We start from the raw sequence: 21,654 nt of genomic DNA, 5'->3' as shown, positions 1-21,654 counted from the left end.
AATGCGTGTGGGTAGAGATTAAATGGGTGAATGTGGAATAGCAGCTTAAATTTTTCTTTGGTTGAATGTGTCACAGCCTATTTCATTAAGGGATATTTCGCGATAGAAAATACCCCAATAATTTAAATAGGCTTATTTAGGATAAGGAAATTAAACATCTATACTGGTGACCCATTTTTATAAATGGCTACACATATTCCCCTCAATACTGAATAATACGTTTTCCTTACTGTTTTCAGCGATTACATCAACGTATGGATTTAGGGCTTTACATAGCATTTTTCTTAGTCACTGGAGAAAGAAGTGAGAAATCGACATTTTATTACAGCTCTCGCAATTTTCACTCTCACTATATTCGCAAGTTTTCCGATTATATCGATAGCTTCCGAACATCGAACAGACAGCCAGATGAAATACAAAGGGGTCGTCTACGATGTTGGACTAAGATTTAATGAAAACGGTTCGTTATCTGTAGAACCTTTTGATCCAGAACTCGTTAAATACGACATTAATACGATAGCCAAAGATCTCAACGCCAATACAATACGTATCGAAGGTGAAGATATTAATCGATTAGTTGTAGCGGCAAGAGCAGCTCATGCCGCTGGACTTACCGTGTATTTTAATCCTTGGAAAATGAACGTTCCTATCGAACAACTCCCTTCTTATTACCGTAAGGCAGCCAAAGCGGCTGAAGTACTTCGTAAAGAAGGCGTCGATATCCTATTTGTCGCCGGTTGTGAAATATCCTTATTCAACCAGGGCATCCTTCCTGGAAGCACTTTGATGGAGCGAATCGGTTGGATGGGAAGTTTAGCGAATCAATCAGATGCTTCACAGATCTTAAACGATCGTTCAAAACGCCTAAACCATGTGCTGCGTAACATAACCGAAGCCGTAAAAAAGGAGTTTTCTGGTTCAATCACATACGCTTCTGGTACATGGGAAATGGTCGACTGGAATTTATTCGATATCGTTGGTGTAGATTATTACCGCAGTGGCGAGACATCAAGTGACTATATAAATGGTCTAAAGCGTTTTCAGATTGATAAACCCTTAGTTGTGATGGAAGTTGGATCGTGTGCTTACAAAGGCGCATCCAAACTCGGCGCGGGTTGTTTTGCACTGTTACAGGGGGTTAACTCTGATGGAACTGGGAAATATTTAAACGATGATATTCCAGAGCGCAGCGAAGCTGAACAGGCTAATTATGTCGATGAACAACTCAATTTAATTAACCAAGCGGGTGCCGATGGCGTTTTCATCTATGTTTTTTCATTCCCCACATATCGTTTTGGTAATGGAGAAAAAGATTTAGACAAAATGAGTTTTTCTTTAGTAAAGACTTATCCAAAATCGGACCCACGAGCTATGCAAATACCACCGTGGAGCCCCAAAGAGTCATTTTATAAAGTCGCTCAGTTTTTTAAAAACAACTAATTTGTGTCGTCATACATACGGCCCTGACCTTGGTTTGAACTTCGACATAGAATGAAAACCAAGCCTTGCTCCGGTTGCCGACATAAATGAATTAGGCCACTAATCAAGAGTAATGAATTCATACAAACCCTATACGATGCATTTAGTATGAACTAATACATCGTATAGGTTTAGAGAAGGCATCTATTCTTTCAGTCGTGGACTAGCGTTGGATTATATGAGTTTAGCCATACTTATCGGGTCGAAATCTCTAAGGCTTTTGTAATCACCCTCTTTTACTTTTTTAGCCCAATAAGGGTCATTCAATAGTGCTCTTCCTATTGCGATTAAATCGAACTCTTTATTTTCCATTCTTCGAATCAGTTCATCCAAACTTTCTGTTTGTGATGCTTCACCATCAAACAATGCACCGATAACATCACCAGAAAGTCCAACTGACCCCACGGCAATCGTAGTTTTACCCGTTATCTCTTTTGCCCAGCCCGCTAGATTAAGACCTTTTGCACCATCAATTTCCGGAAACTCTGGCTCCCAAAACCGACGCATTGAACAATCAAAGACATCAACACCGGCATCCGCTAAAGGCTGCAACCAACTAGCAAGCTCATCTGGTGTATGAGCTAATTTGGTTGTGTAGTGGAACGTTTTAAACTGGCTGATTCTAAAAATCAGTGGAAAATCCATTCCAACCGATTCCCTCATTGCTTTTGTAAGCTCAACCGCAAAGGTTGTTCGGTCACGAAGTGATAGGCCACCGTAACGATCAGTTCGTTTGTTGGTTTCACTCCAAAAAAATTGGTCAAGTAAATACCCATGCGCACCATGAACTTCTACCACATCGAAACCAAGTTCTTTGGCACTGGCGGCTGCTTTGGCAAAAGCACTGATGGTATCTGCAATATCCTCATCCGACATTGCTCGCCCGGCAGGTGTATGGCGAGATTCTATCGCGGAGAGCCCTGATGGACTTTCAACGTCATGGGGTGGCGCAGTTCCTGGTGCTGCACCTGAAACAGCACCCACATGCCAAAGTTGCGGCCCCATCCGCCCTCCGACTGCATGAACACTATCAATCACGTGTTTCCAACCAGCTAATGCTTGTTGACCATAAAACTGTGGTACACGAGGGTCGTTATGTGCTGCAGGTCTATCGACTATCGTCGCCTCCGAGAGAATAAGCCCTACGTCATTTTCGGCTCGGCGACGGTAATATTGAGAAATGTCATCGGTCACTACACCTTGTATTGCAAAATTGCGCGTCATAGGTGCCATAACAATACGATTTTTAAGGTTTAAGTTTTTAAGTTGATAGGGTTGAAAAAGTAGGCTACTCGGTAAAGATTTCATTTTGTCACTCCTAATATCAGAGTCACTATTAGTATATACTGCATACCGTGTGTCAATTACGCACCAATACTATACTAGGTTACCTCAAGGATACTTACATACATGAAATATAATATCGAAAACCGACTTCTACTTGATCAAATAGCTGATAAATGGTCGATATTGATACTGTCACAAATATGCCAAGGTCCATTACGTTTTAATACGCTAAAAAGAAGCCTGCCAGGAATTTCACAAAAATCCCTTACTCAGGCATTAAGAAAACTGGAGCGAAACGGAATTTTAGCCAGAGAAGTCCAACCTACTTCACCTATTACCGTAGAATATCGTGTTACTGCACTGGGTCTCACACTTAAAGAACCCTTTGAATCATTATTTAACTGGGCTCGTAAATATGCTCACGAAGTAGAAAAAGCTCAGAAAGAATATGACGAAAATTATGGGAATGAGTAATTTAATCGTTTATTTAAAATGATGATGGTTGCGTTGATAACCAATGATGTATTACATGCTTTAGCGAAAGTTAATTTCCCTGTTACCGACACGCCATGTAGCCAAAATCTTTTTATTCCAATGCCTTAAAGTTTCACATCGCAAGACCGCTACTCACCACAGGGCGAAAAAAGCAGAGCAAAGAATAAGCAGCGTTTTTTGCTCTCTGAGTGCATGCGGTTATCTCACAGCACTGGCGCTAACCTCAATATCGAGCAGCGCCCACAACTAAGCGTGAATTAACGCGAACAATACACTATCGAGCAAGTCCTACAAGGCTGGGCACCACACATTAGCGAAGAAGCGGCGTGGTAAGACAAATGCGGGTAGGTAAAAATTAGCTTTAATCTGTACTTCCGTTAGATTCATTTCAAATACAATATCCATTGTGTTCCTTGATGGGGGTAATTTAATTATTGACTCCATAGTCTCTTGTTAGAAACCACTTTCTTCGAACTCAGCTCTAGCTTTATCTTCGCATCTAACACATGCGAAATATTTTATTGTGTCCATATCCCCGGTAACAAATTCATTACAATGAGGACATGTAATTGCTCGCCAACCTCGATCGAAACAAGAAATACAACTCCAAAGACTGTCAATATAGAAAACTGAAGGGCGATCATCGTAACATTTGTGGCAATAAGCTATCCATTCACCACCCTCTTCGCACCACTCATCACCTTGTGAATATCGTTCTTTACACATTTCATATACATATTCATGATCGATTTCTTCACCACAATTAGGACAACGTTTTAATTCTTTATCAAAAAATTGAAATTCCTTACCACAACTTTGACAAGGAATCGTTGCGTTAGTTTTCTTAATAAGCACATCTTTGACACCACAGACCATACATTCATAATCATTACTCCATTCATTTTTTTGAGTAATAATCGCTGATTCCATATGGCAATGTGCGCAATTCTCAACCTCAAAGCCTGATTTTTTCTTTATTTCAATTTGAGGAAGAATTGCGGTGTACCTTGCTTTTATAAATTCCTGCTGCCCCATCATTCGTTGATGAATACGCTCAAATTCTTCCAGATAATTATCGAAAATTGGTGACCAATCACTAACTAATAACTCATGCAAATAATGCCATGCACTCCATTGTTCTGCAACAACACTGGCTTTTGTTGCTTGAATGTCTTGATATTTAGTATGCGCAAAATGAACAATCTGATTTCTATGTTCTCCTAAAGCTTTAAATGCATCTATTGCATTCGCGCCAATCGGTTGTTTTAGAATATTCTTAATTCTCGTTACCGCGTCATCAAGAAAAATAGAGTGAAAATCACCGACTTGAAAACTATCAAGATTTGCTAATTCAGGGCGACTAAGAATCAAGGTCCAATGTTCGGTCATTAACCGAGCTTTAAGAAACAACTCAATTGAAGTATAAAAATCTACTACTGAATTTTTGGGTCGTTTATCAAGATCATCCAAAGATGAATCTAAAAAGTCGATAGCATTTTTAACTAATGCATCATGCATATCTTCTTTAGTTTGTTTTTTTTGAGAAATAAATGTGCGTCCCACAATATCCACCTCTGGTTTTTAACGCCCCAGTTAACGGCGCAAATCACCTAAACTAAAGCGCATGAAAATTTTCATACAACAACGACTGAACTTAAATGCGTCAATTACACTGGCTTGTTATAACGTAATACCGTATTTATGTAACATTTCTTTTATGAGGAAAGGTGTGTCTAAACAGGAAGTTGCGTCTGTTTTATACAAAAACTTATTTAAATATGCCCTTGCACCATTAACTGATTTTAGTTTCTGAGCTTTAATAGCTGGCTCACCAATCATTAGATTATACATTCCTACCTCATTTTTCTCTGCTCTTTCTAACGGCATCGAATGATATAAAGAATATGTTTTCACCGCATTTTTAAGATAGTTAGGATAATTACCTTCTACTGCTTTCGGATTTACATGTTGTACCGCTGCACACGCAAGACTAGCTATACTCAAATCAAACAATGCTTCATCACCCGCTGGACTTGAAACACTATCAAGACTAAAGCCTAACAAACTAAGTAAAATTATTAATCGAAACATTAATTGTATGACCTATCGTTATAATGCCAAGATCAGTTGCACAATACATTGGCTATATTTTGGTAACCAAAATTCGTGACATGTATTTTGTCAATTGATGCGACTTGTTATAAATGTTATTAGCTGATTATTTTTTTAATATTTTCTTCCAATGAAGATTTTCTAAAAAGATGCTTCGAATAGAGCCAATTTTTATGCTGCGAACCAAAATCTATAACACCTGTATTTTCTGTTTTATCTCTTGGATTTAATCGGATTTTTAATTTGCCATTCTTTTCAATAAATAATTTCTTGGGCATTGCCCAAACTACTTTAGCTGACGATTTCCTTGCATCATCTAGAACACAATATACAAAATCCCCTTTAGAAGCTAAATAGGTTCTTTGTTTAGACGTTGAAAATATATTAAGAAGCTTAAATTCCTCATTGGTATTACTATAATCATTTTTAAAATTGCATATTTCTTTATATATTTGATTTTTATTTCTAAAGCGGAGATTTTCGTCATAAAACTTGGATAGAAATTGCATATTAATCCCCAACTTTTTGTTCTGGTTCATCATCATGGTTCATTTTTTCTTTATTTGCAGTGTCAACCATTTTGGCAAACATTATAGGCCATCCTATCCCGACGAATGCGCAGGATTGCATACTAACAACAAAAATTTCTAAACATTGTCCGAACAAACCTATTATAAATGCACCACCACCCCACAAAATAAAATATAAAAATGTTTTTTTTCCATGTTTTAAAGCTAATGGTGAACGATCAACTGTATAATAAGCACAACAATCTACAATAACAGTTAAGACGCCAATGACCATACATCCTAGCGCGAAAACTATGACTACATAATCATTAGTTGCACTGGGATCGACTTGAAGTTTAAAAAATAGATTTTCAAGTCCATCTATAATTATGTTCATAATTCTCCTATATTTATAACGCTGAGAACAGTTGCAAAATATTTGGCGCGTCATTTTGCTCTGCAAAATGCGTGACAATTATTTTGTCAATTTATTCGACTTGTTAGCCATTTTTCACAGGGCAAAAGGCATCTGATAAAATTAGTTTCTCTAATGATTTATTTATAAATCCAAACAAAAAACCATCGTAATTGAGGCTTTCCATTGAAAAAGAATTCGCTAGATCATCTTTTACATTGCCCAATTTATCAAACCACTGAGTATATATATCTTTTTTATAAAAATCTGAATCATCAATATTTCGTATATAGTTGGCAGTTATTTGACCATAAAAATTATTTTCTGGATCACGTACCATTGAAAATTCGATTTGAATAGTTTTACCAAAAGCTTCAACTTGTAAATATCCATTTTTTGAAGACGAAACTAAAATTAAAGGAAAACTCGCCACAGTTGAAGATTGTTTTTCTATTAAATTTTTAAATTTATTTAGTAATTCAGGATACTCTCTATACGCATTATCTAGTAAATTGCTCATATTTAGCTTTCCTCTATTTAGCTTTAACTGGCCAACGCTAAGCTAAGTGGCTAACAAACTTGGCACAAACCTAAATTGAACACCATAAACACTTAACTCAACCAAATTAAAAATGCCGAACGTTTGTTAGTCCGTCTTAAGCGCTTTGTTATGTATATTTATTGCAATGACATACTATAAATAGATGGACCATGAGCAATACCAAACTCTTCGGCTACTCGTTCAATGAGTGTTTCGTTTTTGATATGCAATAAAAAGTCCATATTCTTTGCATTCTCTAAACGTCGGTTAGGAAGTTCTAATTTAAAGGATGTATCAAAACTAGCTAACGATAATGAATCACGCAGTGCTTTCAAAACTAAACTCTGAGCGCATTTTAAAGTTTCTACTTGTCCATTTTCACGAAGAGTTTTCTCAAGTTCGGAATATGCATTATCCGATACCAATCCACTAAACTTATCTAAATTTGATAATTTATTGCAGAAATCATATTTTATACCCCAATTGCCATAAAACTCCCGACTACTACTATTGTTCATTTGTGCAGATAACAGGAACAAGCTTAAGATAAGCTCTCTTACTGCTGACTCGTAAGACTCTGTAACAATATAGCTACCATCCATTGCTAATGGGAAAATTGCATTATGTAAGCTTCTGATCTTAGTTATATCTTCGCTATATAAGTTTATTTTTTTACAATAATCCTCAAACTCCTCGAGGTGCTTATAATAGTTAATAAATTTATTCTGCTCTGCGCTTAGGGATATTTGAGCTTTTGTTTGCTCCGAACGATGGTTTGCAGCAAAGATGGCTCCAACTGGGATACTCATCGCTAAAAAAGCCAAAGGCAATTTAAAGGCAACTAACAATCCATTCAGTTGTTCAACACTTTCTACGACAATCCCATCTTTCAACAAATACCTATGTATTAAAAAGCAACCGATCACAAAAGACAATAGAATGAAAACTCCAGTTCCCCTAACAATACCCAGTTCAAAAAAACCTTTTTCGGGAGAAAAAAACTTTATAGTCGACTTTTTACTCATTAAAACTCACTCATAGATTGAGAATATACATAACAGCATCTTTTCAACAGACATTGTCTATAAAATATTTTCACAAACTACAGACACCACTCCAGCAACATACTGTTCTGTAAGCCTTACTCTTCCTTACACTCACACATTGCAGAACATATCTGTCTAATCGCAATTGCTCAACTAGATTCATAATCTGCCATTAAAAAATTAGATCAAGAATTGACTTAGCAAATTGGTCAGCAATAGTACAAAAAGAGAGGCGACTCACTCTTTAGTGTTAACCACAATGTAAAAGCGCCCGCTAAGAACGTCCAATAAAAAAGGCCACGCTGATTTATGGAAATCGACGTGACCAATGGCTCGAAGAGAAAAAGGATTAACGTTTTAAATTAGCAAAGGCGTAGTCAATTGCGTCTGCAATCATATCCGCCTCTTCTTTGGTGAGAGTCAGCATTGGACTCAAACATAAGGTGTTGTTGTATTTACGAAATGAGCGGTTTGTGCGGCCAATCAGCACGCCTTGTTGCGCGCATAGGCCAACCAGTGCCATACATACCGACTCGTCGACCGGCTCTTTGGTGGTGCGGTCATTGACTAGCTCCATGCCGATGAAGAGACCTTCACCGCGCACATCGCCGATCAAAGGGTATTTTTCTTGCAGTGCTTGGAGGCGTCCTTTGAGGTATTCACCCATTGCGGCGCTGTTTTGCAGTAACTGCTCTTCTTCAATAATGCGTAAGTTTTCTAACGCGGCAGCAGGGCCAGCAGTACAGCCACCAAAGGTACTGATATCGCGGAAATAGCTTTCACGCTCTTCCGGTTGGTCGTTGAGCAAATTGAACACTTCTTCGGTAACCACTGTGCACGAAATTGGTGCATAGGCAGAGGCTAACCCTTTGGCCATAGTGACAATATCCGGTTGAATACCAAAATGTTGATAGCCAAACCATTGACCAGTGCGGCCAATACCACACACCACTTCATCAATGTGCAGCAAGATATCGTACTTACGACACAAGGCTTCAATCCCACGGAAATACCCAGCAGGAGGCACAATCACCCCGCCGCCAGCAGTAATCGGTTCAAGCACCATCGCCCCAATCGTCTCAGGGCCTTCTTTAAGAATGATCTGCTCTACCGCTTCAACCGACAGCTCTGCGTAGCTATCCGTTTCGCCATATTGGCTGCGGTATTCGCAGCAGTGAGGGATTTCAACAAAGCCTGGGGTAAATGGGCCATATTGATTTTTACGTTCTTCCTGTCCGCAAGAACTCAAACAAGCAATCGTGGTGCCGTGATAGTCGCGATCACGGTACAGAATTTTGTGTTTTTTACCGCCGTATTTTTTCTCAGCGATTTGGCGCACCATTTTGTACGCTTTCTCATTGGCTTCAGAGCCTGAGTTGGAGTAATACACACGGCTCAAACCCGGCATATAACTCAGCAGTTTAGCGGCAAATTCCGCAGCAATCGGCGTTGCGCCAGAACCCGCGTAGTAGTTCAGTTGCACCAGTTGGTCATGCACGGCATCGGCGATGCGAGTTCGGCCATAACCGACGTTAACACACCATACGCCACCAGCGACGGCATCGAGAAATTTCTCCCCTTTGTCATTCCAAAGGTAGCTGCCCTCACCTTTCACAAACATCGGTGCGGTATGGTTCGCGTGTTGCATCATATGATGCCAAACGTGTTGTTGATCCTTTTCTTTACTTGATGCTACTGATGACAAGTCCATTTCGTCATTCTCCTCATTGCTAACGAAGGCAAATTTCACGTTAGAGCAAATTCTGTCCGGCGTTTAGGTCCAGATCTCGGTATTTTTAGGACCACTTTTGTGCTTCTTAGCGAATAGACAAAGGCATCAAATAGCATATTTCTGAGTAATTATTCAAAAATGGCACATATCATGCTTTTCTATAAAAAAAATATAAAAAAGAGGAGTAGATTTTGAAGAACGATCATTTAATTCACATTCAATTTTCTCCTGATAGAAGCCTCCAAGAACAGATCAGAGAACATCTACTGGAAAAGATTCATCAAGGGATATTTGCAGACAAAGCTCTACCGTCTTGCAGAAAATTAGCACAAATGCTCAATGTATCGCGAAATACCATTGTATTAGTCTACGAGCGTTTAGTGGATGAGGGATTTTTGGTGTCGCATCAACGGAGTGGTTTTTTTGCCAATCCCGAGATAGATGCCATTCAAGTGAACCCGCTCAAACGAGAAGAGCCTGCACCTAAGTGCGTAGGTGATGCACCAGTTTGGGGCAATAAGTTCAAATGTGACTTTTCCGGACAACGTAGCCGTATCAAACTCAACAACTGGCAAGAGTTTCCTTATCCGTTTATTTATGGTCAACCTGACGAAAGCCTGTTTCCTGCCAGCCATTGGCGCGAATGTGGCCGTTTAGCGCAGCGGACCAACGTGATTAAAGATTGGCTCGCCGATCACGTCGATGACGACGATCCTATGTTGATAAAACAGCTGCAAACCAACGTATTAAGTAAACGTGGCATCATTGCCGATAGCGATGAAATTTTGGTGACGATTGGCACGCAAAACTCTCTGTTTCTGATTGCGCAGCTACTCACCGATCATCACTCTACCGTGGGCATTGAAGAGCCGGGTTACCCTGATGCACGCCATATTTTTTCGACTTTTCATGCCAATATTCAAGGGCTACGCATCGATCCTGAAGGGGTCTCTTTGACTCCAGAGCTCACTCAGTGTGATTACATCTACACGACGCCAAGCCATCAGGTGCCGACTAACGTGACAATGTCACTTAAACGTCGCCATGAACTGCTACAAATGGCGGATGAACATGACATTGTGATCATCGAAGATGACTACGACAGTGAAATCAATATCAATCAACAGCCGCATCCGTCGTTAAAGAGTTTGGATAAAAATGGCCGCGTGATTTACGTCGGCAGTTTGTCGAAGTCTCTTTCACCCGGTCTGCGGATCGGTTTTATGGTGGCGGATCGCAATATGATTGCCCAAGCTCGTAAGCTGCGCCGTTTGATGTATCGCCATCCACCTTCAAATAACCAACGCACCTGCGCGCTGTTTATCTCTTTAGGCTACTACGATACCTACTTAAGTAAGATTAAACGCGCCTACTGCGAAAAATGGCAAGCACTGCGCCAAGCGTTGGAACGTCATTTACCTGAGTGCATCACGTCCGACACCCTTGGTGGGAGTGCGTTTTGGTTGCGAATGCCCGATGGGGTCAGTAGCAAGCAAGTGGCAAAATTGTCGCGGGAACAGGGCGTGATTGTCGAAGATGGTGATGTGTTATTTATGCATCCAGAAAACCTTAACTATCGTTTTCTGCGTCTCGGCTTTGGCTCTATTAAAGCGGAGAACATCGAACCGGGCATCGAAATCCTCAGCCAGATTGTTCGCACTCTCGCGCTCACGTCTTGCCAAGAGGCATTTTGGCGTGACGAATAGCAGCCTTTTGGCGTCATGAATCATAGCCTTTTAGCGTGATGAATAGCCGCAACACTTAACCTAATTCAGCCCGTTGAATCGGTCATTAAGGGTGTAAAACGCACAGTTTTACACCCTTTTTCGTGGGCAACGAATTTTCTATCAAGCTCATCGCTTAGCCATAAAGCCCATGTAAACAAATCGTTGCCTAAATCACGCAGTCATGAAAGGATGGTTAACATTCATTCAGGTGTTACTTAGATTTTCCCAACCATAATGAAGCTATCGTGGTGACACCTCTCTTTACCCTTTTAATTAGACAAGGAGTCAGTATGGCAAACGTGGTATTTATCACTGGTGCAACATCCGGATTTGGTCGCGCAGCAGCGCGCCGTTTTGCTAAAGATGGCTGGTCGGTCGTCATTTGTGGCCGCCGTGAAGACCGCTTGAAAGCGTTAGCGCAAGAGTTAAGCGCCTCGGTTCCCGTTCATTATCACGTGTTAGATGTTCGTGATGCAGCCGCAGTAAAAGAAGCTGTTGCATCTTTGCCCGAACCTTTTAAACAAGTGAAATCGCTCATCAATAATGCAGGGCTCGCCTTAGCGCTTGCGCCCGCACAAAAAGTCGACCTCGACGACTGGCACACCATGATCGACACCAACATCAAAGGCTTAGTCAACGTGACTCATGCGCTACTGCCGACCCTGATTGAAACCGGTGCAGGTGCGTCGATCATCAACGTTGGCTCTACCGCTGGTCAATGGCCTTATCCGGGCAGCCATGTGTATGGCGCAAGTAAAGCCTTTGTGCAACAGTTCAGTTATAACCTGCGCTGCGACTTACTGGGCACCGCAGTGCGTGTCACCGATTTAGCACCTGGCATGGCTGAAACCGAATTTACCTTGGTTCGCAGTAAAGGTAACCAAGCCGCTTCTGATGCACTTTATGGCACCACCACACCACTGAGTGCCGAAGACATTGCTGAGCAGATGTTCTATATCGCAACCTTGCCTGATCACATGTGCATTAACCGCATTGAAGTGATGCCGCTGCGCCAAGCGTGGGGACCATTTGCGGTCGACAGAGACAAGTAATTCGCTTGCTTGAATTGCCTTTGTTGAAATGAAAAACCGTCGCAATTGCGACGGTTTTGTTTATTGGGTGAGCCCCTTGATCTTTACTCTTTAATCTTTGCTGACAAGATTAAGCAAAAGAAGTTAAGAATTGGCGGACACGCTCAGATTTAGGGTTATTGAAGAACTCTTCTGGTGGCGCTTTTTCGATCAATTTGCCTTTTTCAAGGAACACCACTTGGTCGGATACGGCACGAGCAAAATCCATTTCGTGGGTTACCACAACCATGGTGTAACCTTCTTGAGAAAGCTGCTTCATAACGCCCAACACTTCACCTACCCTTTCTGGGTCAAGTGCTGAAGTCGGTTCATCAAAAAGAATTACATCTGGGCTCAGTGCCAAAGAGCGCGCAATCGCCACACGCTGTTTTTGACCACCAGAAAGAGTGATTGGGTAAACGTCTTTTTTCTCAAGCATGCCCACTTTTTCAAGCTGTTCTAGCGCGATTTTTTCCGCGTCATGTCGCTTCATGTGTTTTACTTTCAGCAACGGCATCATCACGTTATGTAAGATGTCTAAGTGAGGCCACAAGTTGAAGTTTTGGAACACCATGCCGACACGTTCACGAATTTTCGCTAACTGTTTATTGCTCATTGGTTGGTCATTTTCATCGTTAACACCAATACGTTCATCACCGATGAAAATCTTGCCTTTGTCTGGCTGTTCTAGCCAGTTCATGCAGCGCAATAAGGTCGATTTACCTGAACCAGACGAACCTAAAATACTCACTACATCGCCTTTGTTTACCGTCAAGTTGATGTCGCGTAGCACTTCGATACCATCAAATTGTTTTGACAAGTTTTTCACTTCAATTGCTGAATCATTAAGCATGATAAAATCCTTTTTTCTTACCAATCAATCCAATCAACTTAATCGCATTTTCAATCGCAAGTCCGACTACCCAGTACAGAGCAATCGCAACTAGGAAAGCTTTGAACGGGATAAAGTAAGTCGACTGCACACTGTTTGCTGATGCAGTGATCTCTTGAACCGTAATGATACACAGAAACGCAGTATCTTTTAGTGTGATAATCAACTGGTTACCAAGCAGTGGCAACGCACTTAATATCACGGTAGGTAAAATTATGTGTAAGAAGGTTTGGTGGTGACGAAAACCGTGTGCATGCGCCGCTTCCACCAGCCCTTTTTGCATCACCAAGCGTTGACCACGCAAGATTTCGCAGAAATACGCGCCGTGATAGAGCACTAACGACACCAAACCTGCCGTCTCCGCTTCCATACGGAAACCAAATTGACCTAATCCGTAATAGAGCAAGTAAGCCAAAATAAGAAACGGTACGGTACGCATCACGGTCATGAAAACGCGAACCGCGGGAGACAACACTGGAATCTTCGCTTCCAGCACGTACAGCAATACCAAACCAAACAGAAAACCAATTACAGCAGCGAGTGCAAAGAGGTATAAGGTCTCTTCAAATCCCTCGAGAAACAGATCACGTGCTTCCCAAATCATTGCCCATTCATTCATTTGACTCTCCTTATATCGCTAAACGGCGAGCTTTCACTTCGGCGATCGATTGGGCTTTCACGAGCAAACCAACGATGATCATATAGATGATCCCAGCGCCTAAGATTGGGTAAAGTGGTTCGTACGTGACAGAGGAAATACGGTTAGTAACACGGGTTAAGTCTACTAAGCCGATGATCGCCACCGCAGGGCTACCTTTGATCAAAAATGACATTTCATTCACGAGCGCAGGCAAACTGACGGAGAAAATCTGAGGCAACATGATGTGACGGAAGAAGGTCCATTCAGTCATACCGCATGCATAAGCAGCCTCTCTTTGATCCATAGAAAAGTTGCGTATCGCTGAGCGCCAGATTTCGGCATTAAACGCAGCGGTATTCAGTGCCAATGACATGATGGCGGCGACAGTCACATCCAATTGCAACCCAAGAGCAGGTAATGCTAAGAAGATGAACAGCACCAAAGTCACAAGCGGAGTGGAACGAGCGATGCTTATGTATAAGGCAAGTAGTTGATCGATGACCGGAATTTTACGTTGGCGAATGATGGCGATAAGTAGTCCCATCGACACACCAATAGTGATCGCTGTGGCAGATACCCATATCGTGGTCACAGCGCCCTTGAGTAACATTATCCAAGCACTCAAATCCATCTAGTCGTGCTCCTTTGTTGGCTTTCTCGGAAATCCGGCCCAACGGCTGGGCCGGTACAGCTTCTTTTTTTACTTAGTTGTTACTTGATGTTGGCTAGCTTATGGAAATCGGCCACATTGGTGATCGGTTGATCAGGCAATCCTTTAAACTCTTGACCAAACCATTTTTTCTGTAGCTCTGTTAGTTTGCCAGTGGCTTTCAGGTGTTCAACGAATCCATCAAGGAAGGCAAGTAGCTCTGGGCTATTTTTTGGCACAGGCCATGACACGAAACCACCACCTGACACTGGCAGACCTTTTTCAAACACGTCTGGGCGTTTTTTCACTAGGTCGTTCACTGAGATAACGGCGTTGATAACGTAGTCAAGACGGCCATTGGCTAGGTCAGCGTAAGCTTCTGGGTAAGATTGGTATTGCACGATTTTACCCAATTTGCCGCCTTGGTCAGCCAGCATTTTTTTCAGCTCTGGTAAACGCGCCATGAACGCACTACCCGCTTGAATGCCCACTGTTTTGCCGTCAAGATCTTTGATGCTATCTAGGCGATCGTCACCTTTGCGTTTGACAAAGTAGTGCTGTGCAGACGCTAAAGGAGTAACGAAGTTGAACACGTTTAAACGTTGGTCTGTCACCAACGCGCCTGTGATAGCCGCATCGTATTGACCTGAAGAAACCGCTGCAAGTAAGCCAGTCCAAGGCAGAATGCTTTGCTCAACTTTGAAACCTTTGGCGTAAGTTTTCAGCTCTTTCAATACATCGTTGTTAAAACCAACTGGTGTACCGTTGTCCATAAAGTTGAATGGAGCGTAGTCGTCCTCAGTCGCAACTTTAAACACACCCGCTTGTTTGATTTGAGGCAAATCGTTAGCGTGAGCAGCGAAGCTTCCAAGCATCAGTGCCAATAGCGTAACTTTACCCATACGTTTCAATTGTTGACTCGCTAATTTCATAACCACCTCCTGTGATAGTTTCCTTACGTTATGATTTCTCACAACAATTAGCTTTTTAGCAATCCTTAACAATGCTTTCACTATTACTGACTCTACCAAAGAGTAATAGAGCCAAAAAAAAATGAAATTAAGGCCAGCACAGCAGTAATGGTGCCAGTTCTGGCCCTATCATTTGTGGAAAAATTGGCCCGGTGTGCAGCCAAATTGTTTTTTGAACGCCTCACCAAATGCCGAGACAGAATCGTAGCCACAGCGCAGTGCCACGTCGGTCACGACTATGCCCTGCTCAAGTAGATTCAAGGCATAGATAAAGCGCAGCCTCTGACGCCATTGCTGAAACGTCAACCCAGTCTGTTTCACAAACAAGCGACTGATACTGCGACCACTGAGCCCAATATTCTGGCCCCATTGTTCAACGCTCCAACGATGCGCTGGATCGGCCTGTAATTGCTGGCACAGTGTGCGAATACGGCGGTCTTGTGGCATCGGCAGTTCTAAACTGACCCGTTCTTGTAGCTGCAGCTCATCGAGTAGCACCATCGCCAATCGCTCTTGCGCCGATTGCAATTCATACAAGGCTGGCATTTGGCAAAAGCGAATAATGAGTTCACGAAACAGTGGCGAAATCACGCAGACAAACGGCGCTTCCCACCCCGCGCCGGGCAACACCTGCGAATCGATATAAAGACTGTTCATGGTGGCAGCACCATCGGACACCACTTGGTGTGTGACACCCTCTGGTACCCAAATACCGTAATGCGGCGGCGACACGTAACTGGCGTTTTCCGTTTGTACCGACAATATCCCTTGTGCGGCGTAAGAAAACTGGCCCCATGTATGGGAGTGCCATGGCGTGGCGCTACCTTGCTCATCCCAGCGCTCGGGACGAGCCCAAACCGGACGCGGCAGCTGTTCATACACTGGAATGGTGCGTATTTGTCGGGTATTCGACATAATTTGTCTTAACTTCGATAGCAGGAAATAGAAAGACAGCGTACCTTAGCCCGGGTCATTATTTCAACCTTTCTGGAACACTTTTATGTCTCTTCATTCGGTCATACAACGTATTAAAAAAGAGTGGTTTATCGTCTCAATGCTCTTGATGATTGTGATTGCTGCTCTATTGCCCGATCTGGGTAAAAGCCATGGCTGGTTACAGCTGGATAAATTGACCGGCATTGGTATTGCCATCATCTTCTTTTTGCACGGTATTGGTTTGTCGCCAGAGAAGATTCGCCAAGGGGTGAGTAACTGGAAACTCCATATTGTGGTGCAGCTGACTACTTTTGCCATTTACCCACTGATTTGGGTGATCTTCGGCAGCATGATGTCGCAACTGTTTCCGGCTGCATTGGCCATCGGCTTTTGCTATTTGTTCGCACTGCCAAGCACCATCTCCTCTTCTGTTGCGATGACCAGTATCGGTAAAGGCAACGTCCCTGGCGCGATTTTTAACGCTTCTTTATCGAGCGTGCTTGGGGTGTTTGTCACGCCGCTGTTAATGGGATGGTTTACTCAATCGACCGGCGCTCGCCTTGATGTGACTGGCACCATCATCTCCGTTGCTGAGCTGTTATTGCTGCCGATGGTCGCAGGTCAGTTGCTGCGTCCGGTGCTCGGGAATCTATTGGCTCGTTACAAAGACATCACCAACAAAATCGACAAATGGGTCATTTTGATGATCGTGCTAAACGCCTTTAGTGATTCGGTCATTGAACACATTTGGTCACACTTCTCTGCCACCTTGCTCGGTGTCTCGGCCGTGATTTGTGTGGTGGTGCTTCTGGCGATTACTCACCTATTGCGCTGGGGCTCGCATCGTTTGCACTTTGATCATGCGGATGAAGTGGCTGCGGTTTTCTGTGGAACGAAAAAAACCCTAGCCGCTGGGATTCCTATGGCTAAGGTTATTTTTAGTGCGTCACCAGATTTAGGCATGATTTTGTTACCTATCATGCTCTATCACCCAATTCAGCTATTTTACTGTGCAATATTGGCTAACCGTTACGCTGACCAAGCCAATGCTCATCTACCGTTAAACAAATAAGCAAATTGCAAAAGAGTTGGATTAGGATGCCAACTCTTTTGAGATCTGCACAACGTGATAAGTGTAGGTAATCGCCATCGTTGGTTTTAACATCAAAGCGACGTGACAATTTTCATTGATCGCACTTTCAATCACTTGGTTTACCATCGAATCGTTTAAACCAAACCCTTTGATGATGAAATGCAAGTTCACACTTTTAAACAGACGAGGCTGAGTATCGGTTAAGGTGTAACTTACGTCGGTCTTCATACCAAACAGTTCAACGCCCTGTTGCTTCAATCCTGCAACCACTTCACCAGAGCAGCAACTGCCTAAGGCTGATAACAGGATGTCGGTTGGACAGGTCGCACTTTCATTGTTGTTATCCACTGGGAAATGAAAGTTATGATCATTGATTACATCAAATTGATAATCTTGCTGCCATTCGACGCTAACAGTCATAATAGCCTTCTCCTAAGAGTTATATACACCGCTAAACATTCACTGACGCGCTGCGCACGTTCAGGGTCATCACCAAGGCTCTACTGACAATTTCAGAAAGCGATTGATGAATCTGAATGTTTTATTTGTAATATCAATAAATTAAAGCCTAGCAAACACGTAATCATTCGAACATTTCTGCTTTCGATTTTAAGCGTTTGCTATGCGTTATCGATAAAGCCGCAGATAGTAGCAGACCATGAACGCGGTTTCATTATCATTATCGAGTTTAAGGAGATAAATCGGCGTAAACGGTGAAGTACGCACCAATTGTTAATTCAATTATTATCAAATGAGTTGATACTGAGGGAAGTTTGTTGAGCAAATGCACCAAGTCACCGAAATGTGACTTGGTTTTATGAAATAAATGAACAGCTAAAACAGCAATAACTAATATTAACTCACTGAATTAAAAGACCATTCTGTAGAAAGCACCGCCATAGCGACCTTATCTTTGAACTCACCATGACGAAAGCCAGCATCGCGTAAAACGCCCTCTTGGCGATAACCGGCATTAGAATAGGCCTTCACTGCAGCAGGATTATCGGCAAACGCGGTTAAGGTCATTCGATGTAATCCAATATCAGCAAAGGCATATTCAGTGATACGCCGCGTCACTAATGAGGCAATCCCTTTGCCCCACAGATCTTTTTCACCAATCAAGATAAAAAACTCACCGCTGCGGTTCAGCGTGCTCATTGAACTGATGCCCGTGTAGCCAATCAATTGGTGAGTTTCTTGCAGCACAATCCCAAACGTAATGGTACGGCTATCATCGTTAATCTGACTTAGCCATTTTTGAACATCAGCGCGTGATTGTGGGTAGCGATACCCAGACAAACTGTATTGCGTTATCTCATCATCACAGCCCCAGCGGTAGAAGCTTTCGGTATCTTCAACGTCTAACGCTCGCAGGTAGACCATCCCGGCCTTCAAAATCATTGTGTGTCCTTCTCTTGATCTGCCCTAATTTGAATAAAGGGAACTCTTAATAACAGGGAACGCTTAATAAAGGAAATACTATTGAATTTGCGCACCAAGCCAGGTGCCAAGTTCCTCAAGTTGCGCTTGATATTCAGGCGCTTGTTCAATCACAGAGCTGATCGCTTGACGCATACCGTCTACGGTGTAAGTCTGCTTAGTCAAAGCTGCACCGAACAGTTCAATCGGTTTCGGATCCAACGCATCACTGTAGACTTGCGCATGTTCAATAACGCCGTGCGTCACATCCAAATAGAGATCCACCCCACCCCAGACAAAACGCTCACTCAGTTGGTGGGTAAACTGCGGCGTGCTGCCAAAGTTCCATTCCCAGCTGCTTTGCTTGGCAAATTTCATCTCAAAATCTGGCAAATCGGCTGACGCCTCTGGAGAGATAAATTCGATGTCAATTTCGGTATCGTAATAGCGGCTGTAGGCTTCTATCATCGCATCGCACACCATTTTATGGTCGATTTGCGGCACGATGGTATTGAGGTTAATGACGCGAGATTTCACCGAAGTAATGCCTTTGGCTTGTAACTTTTTCGGGTCGGGATTGAGGTAATCTGCCAAACGCGACATATCGGTACTCATCAAAATCGTACCGTGGTGGAAACCGCGATCAATGGTTTCACGATATGCCGAGCCGGAGAATTTGCGCACGCCCTGCTCATCTTCCACGACTAAGTCATTGCGACCAGTCGCTTTACCCTGCACGCCAATACTGGCGAGTGCATCTAACACGATTTGAGTCGAGACACTTTTGTCGTATTCAGGTTTTCCCGCCATAAAGGTAAAACAGGTGTTGCCGAGATCATGAAATACCGCGCCACCGCCGGTTTGACGGCGAGCCAATTTCACCTTATCTCGTTCCATGATGTCGGTTTTACACTCTTTCCACGGGTTTTGTGCTCGGCCAATCACCACTGTGTCGTTGTTTTGCCACAAAAAAAGCACGCGCTGATCGGCAGGCATTGAACGAAAAATGATGTCTTCCACCGCAAGGTTAAACCAAGGATCAGTGGACTGGGACAATAGAATACGCGTTTTTTTCATAGCAAGACCTGTCTATCTAGTTGATTGCGCACTATGTTAAGTGATTTTTCACTGAGAATCACTAAAAGGCGTCATCCTAAAACAGGGTGAAAAAAAGGATGCCGAAGCATCCTTAAAAATGGTTTGTGTGCTTGTCGATTATAGTGACAAGTTACCTGCACCAGCAGACGCTTTAAGGTAAGTTGCCAAACCATCCGTTGAATACAGTGTGTAAGTGTAAGGAACGCTCCAAGACACTTCAGCAGGAATGTTGCTGCCGCTGAGATCTAATGCCGTACCGTTAAACAAAGAGCCTGTTTCAGTTAACTCTGAGTTGGTTTTGTACACTTTAGCCACTTTGCTCATTTTGGTAGTTTTTAGGTTATCAATATTAAATACGTTGTATTGAGAATTGATAGAACCTTCATAACCTAAACCAAACGCGTACATAAATGGGTAAGCAGAATCTTTGTAATCGCCTTCGAATAGGTTGTTAAACGCGTGCACTTTACCGTAACGAACGCGTGGCGTACGTTGGGTGGTTTTGCTAAAGATGTTATCAGCCAGCGTGACACGCAAATGACCACGGTCTTCTTTTGAGTTACTTGCACTGTGACCGATCAACATGGTTTTGTTGTGGTTTTCAAATAGAGAATAAGAAACCGTTACGTAGTCACTGCCGTGTTTAATATCCAGCATACCGTCGTGACGAACGTATTCGTAACCCTCAACTTCAGTGTAATCCGCATCGGTGTATGAACCATCATCAAATGTCACATGGTCAACCCATACGTTGGTTGAGTAAGTGATGGTCATACTGTCCCATTCTGCGTTCCAGCCATCGCCTGATTCAAAGTGCGGTTCAACGTCAACAGGGGTTTCAATGTGGATATTACGAATAATCACGTTGCTCACTTCAGACATCACAAGTGAACCGTTAGTAAAGCCCGCATCGCTAGAAACACCGATGATCGTGGTGTTGGAAGGAATCTTAATTTGTGAACGGGCTTTTTGATCATCAAAGCTGGTGTAGGCTGTGCCACCGCTAATATCAATAGTGCCGTTAATTTGGATGATGCGCGCATCACCTTCATCTTCTTCTAACGCCGCTTTAAACGCTGAAATAGAACTAACAAGATAAATATGAGCGCTGTCGGCTTTAGCGCCACCCGTAGTACCACCATTTTGGGTTGCAAAACCAATCGTCGCTTCGGTCAGTGCTTCATTGGTATACAGAGAAGCTGCTTGAGCTGGAATAACCACCGCTGCACTTAACGCACAAGTCACAGCAACGCTAAGTGTACGCTTAGCGAAATGAGAAGAAAAAGTCATATAAAATTCCTATAAATGGTTCGACAACACTATTTTCTTATTTAAAAATTACGCACACGAACACAATTAATCAGTACGCGAGACTAATAAATGAACGCGAATGTAATACTTTGTAAATTTCATTATTTCGCGCTTTGTAACATTTATTTATTTCTTAGGGAACCTTCCCAATTAACATCTTTATTATTATAAGATCTGTGCCACAAATTCTTGTCGAATTAGGATAACTACATCATTTATCACATGTTTATTT

At 42.5% G+C, this 21,654-nt stretch carries 22 protein-coding genes; 5 read left to right on the top strand and 17 right to left on the bottom strand.

Translation table 11 applies throughout. The features are described 5' to 3' along the window. Positions 1-408 precede the first annotated feature (408 nt). Complete coding sequence (locus OCV11_RS20355) at positions 409-1,440, top strand: hypothetical protein (RefSeq protein ID WP_261897836.1); 1,032 nt, start codon at positions 409-411, stop codon at positions 1,438-1,440. 213 nt (positions 1,441-1,653) lie between these two features. On the opposite strand, the gene OCV11_RS20350 is transcribed toward OCV11_RS20355, so the two are convergent. Beyond that, complete coding sequence (locus OCV11_RS20350; RefSeq protein WP_261897835.1) at positions 1,654-2,787, bottom strand: NADH:flavin oxidoreductase; 1,134 nt, start codon at positions 2,785-2,787, stop codon at positions 1,654-1,656. A 102-nt stretch (positions 2,788-2,889) separates the two neighbouring features. On the opposite strand from OCV11_RS20350, the gene OCV11_RS20345 reads away from it, so the two are divergent. After that, a complete protein-coding gene (locus OCV11_RS20345) occupies positions 2,890-3,240 on the top strand; it encodes a winged helix-turn-helix transcriptional regulator (protein ID WP_261897834.1) in 351 nt (116 codons plus the stop codon). Positions 3,241-3,714: 474 nt separating this feature from the next. On the opposite strand, the gene OCV11_RS20340 is transcribed toward OCV11_RS20345, so the two are convergent. From OCV11_RS20340 to OCV11_RS20310, 7 genes are all read right to left on the bottom strand, one after another. After that, the gene (locus OCV11_RS20340; RefSeq protein ID WP_261897833.1) at positions 3,715-4,824 is read right to left on the bottom strand and encodes a phage terminase large subunit family protein; all 1,110 of its coding nucleotides are present in this window, start codon (positions 4,822-4,824) and stop codon (positions 3,715-3,717) included. 117 nt (positions 4,825-4,941) lie between these two features. Continuing rightward, positions 4,942-5,352 (bottom strand): hypothetical protein, encoded by a 411-nt coding sequence (locus OCV11_RS20335; RefSeq protein WP_261897832.1) that lies wholly within the window; start codon positions 5,350-5,352, stop codon positions 4,942-4,944. Positions 5,353-5,471: 119 nt separating this feature from the next. Continuing rightward, positions 5,472-5,882 (bottom strand): hypothetical protein, encoded by a 411-nt coding sequence (locus OCV11_RS20330; protein WP_261897831.1) that lies wholly within the window; start codon positions 5,880-5,882, stop codon positions 5,472-5,474. Position 5,883: 1 nt separating this feature from the next. Then, a complete protein-coding gene (locus OCV11_RS20325) occupies positions 5,884-6,279 on the bottom strand; it encodes a hypothetical protein (RefSeq protein WP_261897830.1) in 396 nt (131 codons plus the stop codon). Positions 6,280-6,382: 103 nt separating this feature from the next. Beyond that, positions 6,383-6,817, bottom strand: a complete 435-nt coding sequence (locus OCV11_RS20320) for a hypothetical protein (RefSeq protein WP_261897829.1) — start codon at positions 6,815-6,817, stop codon at positions 6,383-6,385. A gap of 158 nt (positions 6,818-6,975) precedes the next feature. Continuing rightward, the gene (locus OCV11_RS20315; RefSeq protein WP_261897828.1) at positions 6,976-7,863 is read right to left on the bottom strand and encodes a hypothetical protein; all 888 of its coding nucleotides are present in this window, start codon (positions 7,861-7,863) and stop codon (positions 6,976-6,978) included. 370 nt (positions 7,864-8,233) lie between these two features. After that, positions 8,234-9,595 (bottom strand): aminotransferase family protein, encoded by a 1,362-nt coding sequence (locus OCV11_RS20310; protein WP_261897827.1) that lies wholly within the window; start codon positions 9,593-9,595, stop codon positions 8,234-8,236. Between the two features lie 212 nt (positions 9,596-9,807). Here OCV11_RS20310 and pdxR point away from each other — a divergent pair, with 212 nt between their 5' ends. Both pdxR and OCV11_RS20300 read left to right on the top strand, forming a co-directional pair. Then, positions 9,808-11,322, top strand: a complete 1,515-nt coding sequence (gene pdxR, locus OCV11_RS20305) for a MocR-like pyridoxine biosynthesis transcription factor PdxR (RefSeq protein WP_261897826.1) — start codon at positions 9,808-9,810, stop codon at positions 11,320-11,322. Between the two features lie 311 nt (positions 11,323-11,633). Continuing rightward, positions 11,634-12,395: an SDR family NAD(P)-dependent oxidoreductase gene (locus tag OCV11_RS20300; protein WP_261897825.1), complete on the top strand. Its 762-nt coding sequence runs from the start codon at positions 11,634-11,636 to the stop codon at positions 12,393-12,395. A 109-nt stretch (positions 12,396-12,504) separates the two neighbouring features. Here the strand turns inward: OCV11_RS20300 and OCV11_RS20295 are convergent, their stop codons facing one another. From OCV11_RS20295 to OCV11_RS20275, 5 genes are all read right to left on the bottom strand, one after another. Next, positions 12,505-13,266: an amino acid ABC transporter ATP-binding protein gene (locus tag OCV11_RS20295; protein WP_261897824.1), complete on the bottom strand. Its 762-nt coding sequence runs from the start codon at positions 13,264-13,266 to the stop codon at positions 12,505-12,507. Further along, positions 13,259-13,924, bottom strand: coding sequence for an amino acid ABC transporter permease (locus OCV11_RS20290; RefSeq protein WP_261897823.1), 666 nt, complete (start codon positions 13,922-13,924; stop codon positions 13,259-13,261). Before OCV11_RS20290 ends, OCV11_RS20295 begins: the two co-directional genes overlap by 8 nt. Before the next feature lie 10 nt (positions 13,925-13,934). Next, positions 13,935-14,576, bottom strand: a complete 642-nt coding sequence (locus OCV11_RS20285) for an amino acid ABC transporter permease (protein WP_261897822.1) — start codon at positions 14,574-14,576, stop codon at positions 13,935-13,937. Positions 14,577-14,656: 80 nt separating this feature from the next. Further along, positions 14,657-15,526: a transporter substrate-binding domain-containing protein gene (locus OCV11_RS20280; RefSeq protein ID WP_261897821.1), complete on the bottom strand. Its 870-nt coding sequence runs from the start codon at positions 15,524-15,526 to the stop codon at positions 14,657-14,659. Positions 15,527-15,694: 168 nt separating this feature from the next. Further along, positions 15,695-16,480 (bottom strand): AraC family transcriptional regulator, encoded by a 786-nt coding sequence (locus tag OCV11_RS20275; protein ID WP_261897820.1) that lies wholly within the window; start codon positions 16,478-16,480, stop codon positions 15,695-15,697. An 85-nt stretch (positions 16,481-16,565) separates the two neighbouring features. Between OCV11_RS20275 and OCV11_RS20270 the strand changes: the two genes are divergently transcribed. Beyond that, entirely contained in the window at positions 16,566-17,573 is a 1,008-nt protein-coding gene (locus OCV11_RS20270; protein ID WP_261897819.1) for a bile acid:sodium symporter family protein, read from the top strand. 21 nt (positions 17,574-17,594) lie between these two features. Here the strand turns inward: OCV11_RS20270 and OCV11_RS20265 are convergent, their stop codons facing one another. The 4 genes from OCV11_RS20265 to OCV11_RS20250 form a co-directional block, all read right to left on the bottom strand. Beyond that, the gene (locus OCV11_RS20265) at positions 17,595-18,014 is read right to left on the bottom strand and encodes an OsmC family protein (RefSeq protein ID WP_261897818.1); all 420 of its coding nucleotides are present in this window, start codon (positions 18,012-18,014) and stop codon (positions 17,595-17,597) included. A gap of 435 nt (positions 18,015-18,449) precedes the next feature. After that, positions 18,450-18,995 carry a GNAT family N-acetyltransferase gene (locus OCV11_RS20260; RefSeq protein WP_261897817.1) on the bottom strand — a complete coding sequence of 182 codons (546 nt, stop codon included), beginning with the start codon at positions 18,993-18,995 and terminating at the stop codon, positions 18,450-18,452. A 78-nt stretch (positions 18,996-19,073) separates the two neighbouring features. Further along, positions 19,074-20,090, bottom strand: a complete 1,017-nt coding sequence (locus OCV11_RS20255) for a lipoate--protein ligase (RefSeq protein WP_261897816.1) — start codon at positions 20,088-20,090, stop codon at positions 19,074-19,076. A 138-nt stretch (positions 20,091-20,228) separates the two neighbouring features. Continuing rightward, positions 20,229-21,401, bottom strand: a complete 1,173-nt coding sequence (locus OCV11_RS20250) for a pectate lyase family protein (protein WP_261897815.1) — start codon at positions 21,399-21,401, stop codon at positions 20,229-20,231. Positions 21,402-21,654: the final 253 nt, after the last annotated feature.

Origin of the sequence: Vibrio porteresiae DSM 19223 (assembly GCF_024347055.1) — a bacterium.
Lineage (GTDB): Bacteria > Pseudomonadota > Gammaproteobacteria > Enterobacterales > Vibrionaceae > Vibrio > Vibrio porteresiae.
The sequence above is the reverse complement of the archived record's forward strand: the minus strand, read 5'-3'. Positions and strand labels throughout refer to the sequence as shown.

Coding starts and splice junctions, on each gene's coding strand:
- OCV11_RS20280 (WP_261897821.1), bottom strand. CDS start 15,526: ATGAAATTAGCGAGTCAACAATTGAAACGTATGGGTAAAGTTACGCTA.
- OCV11_RS20300 (WP_261897825.1), top strand. CDS start 11,634: ATGGCAAACGTGGTATTTATCACTGGTGCAACATCCGGATTTGGTCGC.
- OCV11_RS20345 (WP_261897834.1), top strand. CDS start 2,890: ATGAAATATAATATCGAAAACCGACTTCTACTTGATCAAATAGCTGAT.
- OCV11_RS20315 (WP_261897828.1), bottom strand. CDS start 7,863: ATGAGTAAAAAGTCGACTATAAAGTTTTTTTCTCCCGAAAAAGGTTTT.
- OCV11_RS20290 (WP_261897823.1), bottom strand. CDS start 13,924: ATGAATGAATGGGCAATGATTTGGGAAGCACGTGATCTGTTTCTCGAG.
- OCV11_RS20310 (WP_261897827.1), bottom strand. CDS start 9,595: ATGGACTTGTCATCAGTAGCATCAAGTAAAGAAAAGGATCAACAACAC.
- OCV11_RS20325 (WP_261897830.1), bottom strand. CDS start 6,279: ATGAACATAATTATAGATGGACTTGAAAATCTATTTTTTAAACTTCAA.
- OCV11_RS20285 (WP_261897822.1), bottom strand. CDS start 14,576: ATGGATTTGAGTGCTTGGATAATGTTACTCAAGGGCGCTGTGACCACG.
- OCV11_RS20330 (WP_261897831.1), bottom strand. CDS start 5,882: ATGCAATTTCTATCCAAGTTTTATGACGAAAATCTCCGCTTTAGAAAT.
- OCV11_RS20260 (WP_261897817.1), bottom strand. CDS start 18,995: ATGATTTTGAAGGCCGGGATGGTCTACCTGCGAGCGTTAGACGTTGAA.
- OCV11_RS20295 (WP_261897824.1), bottom strand. CDS start 13,266: ATGCTTAATGATTCAGCAATTGAAGTGAAAAACTTGTCAAAACAATTT.
- OCV11_RS20275 (WP_261897820.1), bottom strand. CDS start 16,480: ATGTCGAATACCCGACAAATACGCACCATTCCAGTGTATGAACAGCTG.
- OCV11_RS20350 (WP_261897835.1), bottom strand. CDS start 2,787: ATGAAATCTTTACCGAGTAGCCTACTTTTTCAACCCTATCAACTTAAA.
- OCV11_RS20335 (WP_261897832.1), bottom strand. CDS start 5,352: ATGTTTCGATTAATAATTTTACTTAGTTTGTTAGGCTTTAGTCTTGAT.
- OCV11_RS20320 (WP_261897829.1), bottom strand. CDS start 6,817: ATGAGCAATTTACTAGATAATGCGTATAGAGAGTATCCTGAATTACTA.
- OCV11_RS20255 (WP_261897816.1), bottom strand. CDS start 20,090: ATGAAAAAAACGCGTATTCTATTGTCCCAGTCCACTGATCCTTGGTTT.
- OCV11_RS20270 (WP_261897819.1), top strand. CDS start 16,566: ATGTCTCTTCATTCGGTCATACAACGTATTAAAAAAGAGTGGTTTATC.
- OCV11_RS20265 (WP_261897818.1), bottom strand. CDS start 18,014: ATGACTGTTAGCGTCGAATGGCAGCAAGATTATCAATTTGATGTAATC.
- OCV11_RS20355 (WP_261897836.1), top strand. CDS start 409: ATGAAATACAAAGGGGTCGTCTACGATGTTGGACTAAGATTTAATGAA.
- OCV11_RS20250 (WP_261897815.1), bottom strand. CDS start 21,401: ATGACTTTTTCTTCTCATTTCGCTAAGCGTACACTTAGCGTTGCTGTG.